Raw genomic sequence first — 7646 nt, 5'->3', positions numbered from 1 at the left:
ACTTGAATCAATCTCAATCTGATTCCAGGTTCACAGAGTTTTGCCATCGCGGCATCGCCTCTTTGTTAGAAATTCAGCTCCGTATCCTTACCCATTAGGGACTACCCACATAACGTTGCCCTTCAGCGGTGGTAGACACTTTAGTTGATGGAAACCAATTGTTGTCCGTCTGCTGCAAGGGGATTGTTATCTCAACTTTTGATATTTCGATTTTCGACAAGGCTGTGACAAGCATGTTGAATAATCTGCCTCAACCAAAGGTTTTCAAAATTTTGATCATCAAGCGCATTCCAAACGATGGATATCGACCAAGACGATAAATTGATTGGAATATCAAATGTCTGTAGGGAATAGTGCTGAGTAATATGGGCTGCCATGCAGGAGGGAATTGCTACCAACAGATCGGAAGACTCGATCGCCGAAGGTAAGGCAAACCAGTAGGGAACCGTGAGGGCAATACGTCGTTTTAATCCCTGATTGGCCAGGGCTTGATCAATGATCCCGGTATTATCTCGCCGCAAAGTAAATAACGCATGGGGGAAACCAACAAAATCTTCTAGGTTCATCACCCCATCCTTTAGCGCCGGATGACCGTTACGAGCAATGCCAATAAATTCCTCTGACAACAGCGTTTGTTGAAGAATATAGGGCGGTAAATTATTGAACGTGCCCACAGCCACAGCCACTTCGCTGTTTTCGATTGAATTGACCAGCGATTCCTTTTCCACCGTGAGGAACTGTAGATTAACATGAGGGGCTTGATGCCTGAGAATACCTAGTAAAACTGGCAGAATCATGCTGGCAAAATAATCTGATGTGGCAACAGTAAAGGTTTTCTGTGAAGAGGCCGGATCAAAGGTTTGTAAGTCAGCCAATGTGGCTCGGATTGTGTCTAGGGCAGAGATCACCTGTGGTGCGATCGCCACTGCTTTAGACGTGGGCTTCATGGCTCGTCCTACTCGTACAAATAACTCATCATCTAGGAGCGATCGCAGTCGTCCCAATGCCGCACTCATGGCAGGTTGTCCAATGTGGATGCGCTGAGCGGCGAGGGTAACGCTTTGATGAATATATAGGGCCTCGAAGGCAACGAGAAGATTGAGATCCACCGCGCCAAGATCAATTGATTTCATTGATGTCAAGAATTTCTATAATCAATTTGATTTATTCTAATTCTGCCACTACTCTATGTCTAAACCAGCTTTTCTAGATGCAGGAGAGAAGATTCTTATGACTGACTGCACAGATCAATTTGCTCAATCCGCTACGGATTGAGGTTGAGGTAAAAACAATGCAGCTACCTGCTATCTACGCTGAAACACCGGTTGCTTGGCTGCCTGCCCAGTCCATTGCAACATTTCCCGTAAATACATTTCTGGAAAATTTGGCAATTCTTCCATCGGGTGAAATCTATCTCACTAACCACGAAGCTGGAGCGGTTGTTCAGTTAAATCCAGATGGCAACTTGACGACCTATGCTCAACTCAGTGGAAAGGTCAGCGGCATTGCCTGGATTGAGCCAGATCAGTTCCTCATCAATGGCTGGAATTCAAAGGGTATTCCCTTTGTTGCCGTGTTGTCAGAGGGTGAGGTGCAATTCCTCCAAACGTTACCAGAGGCTCAGTTTCTCAATGGCATCACGCCATTGTCTTCTCGTCATTACCTGATGGCCGATTCCTATCGAGGCACCATCTGGTCGTTTGATATCTCTACCCAAACCGTTGAACTTTGGTTGGAGCATCCTCTCCTCGCTCGCAGTGATGAAAGCAGCACCTTTCCAGCCGTTAATGGCCTAAAGCGTTTTGGCAACAGTCTCTATGCGTCTAATACCCAGCGGATGTTGCTATTGCAGATTCCATTAGATGAGAGCCTCAAACCACAAGAGCCGGAGATTTTCATAGAAGAAACCAATATTGACGATTTTGCCTTTGATATTCACGGCAATCTCTATGGTGCTACTCATGTTTACAACAGCGTGATTCGCATTGATCGAGATCGTCAGACGACCATCATTGCCCAAGCCGAACAGGGGGTCACGGGCTGCACAGCGGTCGCCTTTCACAGCACAGATTTATATGTGGTGAACAATGGTGGCATGTTTTTACCGCCACCAACGGGAATCGAACCGGCCCAAGTGGTGCGCCTGGCGGTGGGCATCAATGGTGCACCCCTGCTGAGTCAGGATTAAGCCATGTCCACCGATCTTCCGGTCACTGTGGATGTGGTGCAGCGAGTCAGACGGGGCAAGGAGCGAGAATTTGAAGTCCTTGCTCGAACAGATCATCGCCACCGCTAGTACCTTTGAGGGGTATTTAGGGGCGTCTGTCTTTCGCCCAAGTCCTCAAGCCGATGGCGAATACCGGATTGTGTTTAAGTTTGACCGCCTGGAGAACTTGAAGCGGTGGGAACATGCCCCGGTGCGCCAGCGGTTTCTGACCCAGGCTCTCCAGCTCACGGTGGATGCGGGCACCTTTGCCATTCTCACCGGCTTGGAAACCTGGTTTACGTTGCCAGCCAAACCGGGACTGTTGCCGCCCCCCCGTTACAAAATGGTGCTGGTTTCTGGCCTAGCTATCTTCGGCATTAATCAACTGTTCACGCTCCTTCCCCTGGATTGGCTGACCTTGTTGCCGCCTATCCTCCACTTGTTGATTCTGGTTTTTCTCACCACCACATTAATGACCTATGTGGTGATGCCAAGGCTAACTAAGCTCTTGGCGGGCTGGTTGTATCCCAAACGTTAATGATTCCTATACCGATTAAGGAGCACTATGATGGCTAACTTGTGCGTGATTGTGGGCATGGGTGAAGGCAACGGCATGGCGATCGCCCGGCGGTTTGCCCGAGAAGGATTTGAGATCGTCATGCTGGCTCGCAATGAGCAGAAACTCCAGAGCTACCAGACGACACTGGCCGCGGATGGCATCACGTCCCACTACTTTCTGGCTGATGCTGGCGATGCCGCCGCCCTTACTGCTGCCTTCTCTACTCTTCAAGATCAGTTGGGTACTCCAGCGGTGCTGATCTACAACGCCGCTGTACCTCGAATGGAAAGTATCTTACAAACCAGTTACGACACCCTCGTCAGCGACTTTCGCGCCAACGTTGCGGGAGCCATGGTTTGTATTCAAGCCGTCCTGCCCGCTATGCAGCAGCAACAGCAGGGGAGCCTTTTGCTGACGGGCGGGGGCTTTGCCCTTTATCCGCAACCTGATTTTGTCTCCCTGGCCATTGGTAAGGCTGGCATTCGGGTTCTAGCAAATACGCTCCACACCGCCCTCCAAGACTCACCCATTAAGGTTGGCACCGTCACCATTTGTGGCACTGTGAACGGCAATGATCCGAAGTATGGTAGCGATCGCATTGCCGAAGAGTATTGGCAATTGCATGTTGCTGAAGGTGCGGAGTACGAAATTGTTTATTAGCTAAACTGAGCAAATCTTTCAATATAACTCTTTTGTAGAGGGAAAGTTTCCACCTAAGATCCCTAGATGGGCAAATAGGCGGAAATATTTCTGCCTAAGATCCTATGTTGGGTAGATAGGTGGACAGTATTCCAACGAGCACATCGAATTGCTCAGGTTTGGTTCATTATCCTGGTGGCGTACTCCCCAGCACAAGACTATGTTAGGGAATAAAATGGAGACGCATACCCTTGTTTTATTCCCTAACATTTTCGGGTAGTCAGCCCCAACTGCCAGCAGTACCTCCAAGACGCCGCAACTAATTCACATCCTGTTAACACAGGGGAGTTTTGCCCTTGTTTGACAAAAACTATGAGCAGACAAATTTCCCGATGAGGGGATGAAGGCCAGACCAATCAGCTGAATACCCAGCATCATCGGGTGTCAGACGCTGCCCAACTGCAAGCTGTAGAGATTGGCATAGATGTTATTGAGGGCCATCAGTTCAGCGTGGGTACCCTGCTCCACAATTTGTCCCTGCTGAATCACCAGCACCTGATCGGCTTGGGTCACAGTACTCAGGCGGTGGGCGATGACGAAGCTGGTGCGGTTGTGCAGCAAAGTGGCGATCGCATCCTGCACCAGCCCTTCGGTGCGGGTATCAATGCTGCTAGTGGCCTCATCCAAAACCAAAATTCGCGGATTCACCAGCACCGCCCGCGCGATGCTCACGAGTTGTCGCTGGCCCTGGCTCAGTGGGGTGCCGCGTTCTCCTAACTGCGTGTTATACCCCTGGGGCAAGGAGGTAATCAGTTCATGCACGTTGGCGGCCTGGGCAGCGGCCTCAATCTCGACCTGACTGGCATCCGGCGCACCAAAGGCGATGTTTTCAGCCACAGTCCCGCTAAAGAGCAAATTATCCTGCAAGACAATGCCAATCTGGCGGCGCAAACTGGCCTGAGTCACATCACGCACATCAATGCCGTCAACCTTCACCACTCCGGCGGAAACGTCGTAAAACCGCATGATCAGATTGATGATGGTGCTTTTACCCGCCCCCGTCGGCCCCACCAGCGCAATCATCTGTCCGGGCTGGGCACAGAGGTTGATCCCTTGGAGCACGCGCTGCTTGGGACTGTAACCAAATTCCACCTGTTCAAAGCGCACCTCACCTTGGATGGGCGGCATCGCCACCGCATTGGGAGTATCTTGCAGAGTAGCTGGTTCATCAAGCAAGAAAAAAATGCGATCGAGCCCCGCCAGCGCCGACTGCGCCTGGGTGTAGAACTGACTGAGAATCTGGATCGGACGGAAAAACTGCTGCACGTACAGCAAAAAGGCCGTCACGGTGCCGACTGTCATCACGCCGGTGATCGCCAGATACCCCCCATAGGCCATCACCCCAGCGGTGGCGAGGGTATTCAAAAAGTCGATGGAGGGCAAAAACGCCGCCGTCACTGCTACCGCCTGCACATTCGCCCGCCGGTTAGCGGCATTGAGGCTATCGAACTCTTCAATATTGAGCTGAGTGCGGTTAAACGCCTGGGCCTCGCGGACGCTGCCGATATCCTCTTCCAATTTGGCCGACAGATCGCCAATGGTTTGCCGGGTGAGGCGAAACCGGGCTCTAGCCCAGCGGGAGAACACACCCGTAGTAAAAATCATCAGCGGCACCACCAGATTGCTCAGCAGCCCCAGCTGGAGGTTGATCGAGAGCATCGCGATGATGATGCCGACCAGGCTAAAGGTCTGCCCCAGCACCTGCGGAATGGTCAGGCCAAAAGCCTGGTTTACTGTGTTCACGTCGTTGAGCAGGCGGCTCATCAGATCCCCGGCTTCGCTGCGATCGAAAAAGCTCACCGGCAAACTCTGAACTTTGTCGAAAATATCCTGCCGCAGCTGTCCTAGCAGCCGCTGCACGATCCCGCCCATACGCCAGATTTGGGCGCGAATGGCTCCCAGCCCAATGATATAGATGCTGATCAAGACCACTAGCATGCGCAGCAATCCGGGTAGATTGCCCTGGAGAATCAGGTTATCGATGGACCAACCAATCAGCAGCGGCCCGATCGCTTGACTCGTGGCCCCAATCATCACCATCAGCAGCGCCACCGGAATGTCGCGGCGATAGGGGGCAAAGTAGCGGAAAAACCGTCCCAGCGTTGAGAGTTTAGGTTTAGCATCGGCCGGGCTGGATAGATTTGCAATCATAGAAGCCAGTGCTCAACGCTCCTGTAAGGCGGGTGCTGCTGTCATTTGAGATTCCAAGATGATGCCATAGAGGGAACTTTGGGCCATCAGCTGTTCGTGGGTGCCTTGTGCCACCAAGCGACCTTGATCCACCAGCAGAATGCGATCGGCGGTGCGCACCGTGCTGATCCGCTGGGCCACGACGAAGGATGTGCAGGTGCGGCGGCGCATCAGATCATCGAGGGCGGACTGAATTTGAGCAGCGGTCTGGGCATCGACGGCGGAAGTGCTATCGTCGAGAATCAAAATGCTGTAGTCCGTGAGCAGAGTGCGGGCGATCGCAATCCGCTGCTTTTGCCCTCCCGAAAGTCCGACCCCGCGTTCGCCGACAATCGTGTCATAACCTTCTGGCAAGCTCGCGATGAAATCGTGGATCTGAGCGGCTTCAGCTACTTCAATGACTTGCTCTAAAGTGGCATCTGGTCGAGCGTAAGCGATGTTGGAAAACAGGGTGCCGGAGAATAGCGTCGTCTCTTGAAAGACGGTACCGATGTGCGATCGCAGGCTTTCCAAAGTGAAATCCCGCACGTCGCGCCCATCAATGCGGACGGCTCCCGACGTCACATCGTAAAAGCGAGGAATCAGATTCGTGATGGTGCTTTTACCGGAACCCGTCATCCCCAAAATCGCAATCAGCTCATTTGGCTTCGTTTCAAAGGAAATATTGCTCAAGGCCGGACTCATCGCCCCCGGATAGCGAAACGACACGTTTTCGAAGGTGATTCTGCCACCGCAGGTCGTGAATGGTACGGCCTGGGGACGATCTCTAATTTCAATGGTGGCATCGACTACTTCATAAACCCGTTCGGCAGACGCAGCAGCCTGAGCGATCGCGGGGGCGGCAAACCCAATCAGCAAAATCGGCTGCAAGATCAGGAGCAGGTAGGCATTAAAGGCCACCAGCTCCCCCACCGAGAAACGGTCTTCAATCACCGTGATGCCGCCGTAGCCAATCACCGCCACAATGACCAGGTTACTCACCAAAAAGATGTAGGGAAACGTATTCCGAATCGCCCGAATGGTTTTCATATTGGCGGCGACCAGGTCGTCATTAAGCCGGGTGTAGCGCTCCGTTTCTACCGACTCTCGCACAAAGGCTTTGACCACCCGCACCCCCAGCAGGTTTTCCTGTAGCACCGCGTTGAGGTCACTGAGCTGTTCTTGCACCTGGCGAAAGAGCTGATTGTTACGGCGAAAAAACCGGGCCATCAGCCAACCCGCGAGGGGCACCACCGTCAAGCTGATCAGCGCCAACTGCCAGTTCATCACCAGCAAAATGAAGGCGATCGTCAACAGCGTCACCACACCACTGATTACCTGAATCAGGTTAGTGCTGAGAAAGGTGCGAATTTGCTCAATGTCGCTGGTCACGCGGGTCAGCAGTTGCGAGGTCTGAGCCTGATCGTGATAGCTAAAACTGAGGGTCTGGATTTTGCTGAAGATCTGGTTGCGCAGGTCATACACCACACTCTGCGACAGTGCCTCAGCGCAGAAGCTTTGACCAAAGTTGAAGACGCCTCGGGCCACGGCGGCCATCACCAATCCCGCGCTGCAATACAGCACAATGGAGAGATTCCCCTGGGTGATGCCTTGATCGATCGCCCAGCGAAACAGTTGAGGAGTCACGGCATAGGCGGCCACGAGCAGCAGCGCGCTACTCAGAGCGCCCAAGCTCAGCAGGGGATAGGCACGCAGACTGCTCAAAACCCGCCGGAGCTGCCACAGTGAAGTTGATGCTTGAGGCTGAGATTCTTGAATCAATCGCTGAGTCCCACAATGACTTCAGTATTTTAGACAATTGCCCGGCTAAGTCATGAGCGACCAAAGGTAGAGAGTTGGCGGACAAGTTGGCGGAAAGTGCGATCGCTGAACACGGTGACGACTCAAAGCTGACCATACTGGTTAAGCTCTAAACACTACCCCTGTTAAGGTGAACGTTTGTTCTGCTTTTCCTCTAACAGCTTTGCCGTTGAAACGTGAGGATGTTTAGGG

The 7646-nt window shown here is 52.5% G+C and carries 6 protein-coding genes; 3 read left to right on the top strand and 3 right to left on the bottom strand.

Annotated features, from left to right (window positions below):
- Nucleotides 1-191: 191 nt before the first annotated feature.
- Nucleotides 192-1133, bottom strand: coding sequence for a LysR family transcriptional regulator (locus tag JUK32_RS00455; protein WP_204136902.1), 942 nt, complete (start codon nucleotides 1131-1133; stop codon nucleotides 192-194).
- Nucleotides 1134-1291: 158 nt separating this feature from the next.
- Here JUK32_RS00455 and JUK32_RS00450 point away from each other — a divergent pair, with 158 nt between their 5' ends.
- The 3 genes from JUK32_RS00450 to JUK32_RS00440 all read left to right on the top strand — a co-directional run bounded on the left by JUK32_RS00450 (nucleotide 1292) and on the right by JUK32_RS00440 (nucleotide 3425).
- Entirely contained in the window at nucleotides 1292-2188 is an 897-nt protein-coding gene (locus JUK32_RS00450; protein WP_204136900.1) for an SMP-30/gluconolactonase/LRE family protein, read from the top strand.
- 70 nt (nucleotides 2189-2258) lie between these two features.
- Complete coding sequence (locus JUK32_RS00445; RefSeq protein ID WP_239112172.1) at nucleotides 2259-2744, top strand: hypothetical protein; 486 nt, start codon at nucleotides 2259-2261, stop codon at nucleotides 2742-2744.
- A gap of 27 nt (nucleotides 2745-2771) precedes the next feature.
- Nucleotides 2772-3425 carry an SDR family NAD(P)-dependent oxidoreductase gene (locus tag JUK32_RS00440; RefSeq protein WP_239112171.1) on the top strand — a complete coding sequence of 218 codons (654 nt, stop codon included), beginning with the start codon at nucleotides 2772-2774 and terminating at the stop codon, nucleotides 3423-3425.
- A gap of 423 nt (nucleotides 3426-3848) precedes the next feature.
- Here JUK32_RS00440 and JUK32_RS00435 read toward each other — a convergent pair whose 3' ends face one another.
- A complete protein-coding gene (locus JUK32_RS00435; protein WP_204136899.1) occupies nucleotides 3849-5615 on the bottom strand; it encodes an ABC transporter ATP-binding protein in 1767 nt (588 codons plus the stop codon).
- Between the two features lie 12 nt (nucleotides 5616-5627).
- Nucleotides 5628-7379: an ABC transporter ATP-binding protein gene (locus tag JUK32_RS00430; RefSeq protein ID WP_375541539.1), complete on the bottom strand. Its 1752-nt coding sequence runs from the start codon at nucleotides 7377-7379 to the stop codon at nucleotides 5628-5630.
- Nucleotides 7380-7646 lie beyond the last annotated feature (267 nt).

Origin of the sequence: Halomicronema sp. CCY15110 (genome assembly GCF_016888165.1) — a bacterium.
In the GTDB taxonomy this organism is placed as follows: Bacteria; Cyanobacteriota; Cyanobacteriia; order Phormidesmidales; family Phormidesmidaceae; genus Halomicronema.
The sequence above is the reverse complement of the archived record's forward strand: the minus strand, read 5'-3'. Positions and strand labels throughout refer to the sequence as shown.

Excerpts from the sequence above, each read along its gene's own strand:
- JUK32_RS00440 (WP_239112171.1), top strand. The coding sequence starts at position 2,772 with ATGATGGCTAACTTGTGCGTGATTGTGGGCATGGGTGAAGGCAACGGC.
- JUK32_RS00450 (WP_204136900.1), top strand. The coding sequence starts at position 1,292 with ATGCAGCTACCTGCTATCTACGCTGAAACACCGGTTGCTTGGCTGCCT.
- JUK32_RS00455 (WP_204136902.1), bottom strand. The coding sequence starts at position 1,133 with ATGAAATCAATTGATCTTGGCGCGGTGGATCTCAATCTTCTCGTTGCC.
- JUK32_RS00435 (WP_204136899.1), bottom strand. The coding sequence starts at position 5,615 with ATGATTGCAAATCTATCCAGCCCGGCCGATGCTAAACCTAAACTCTCA.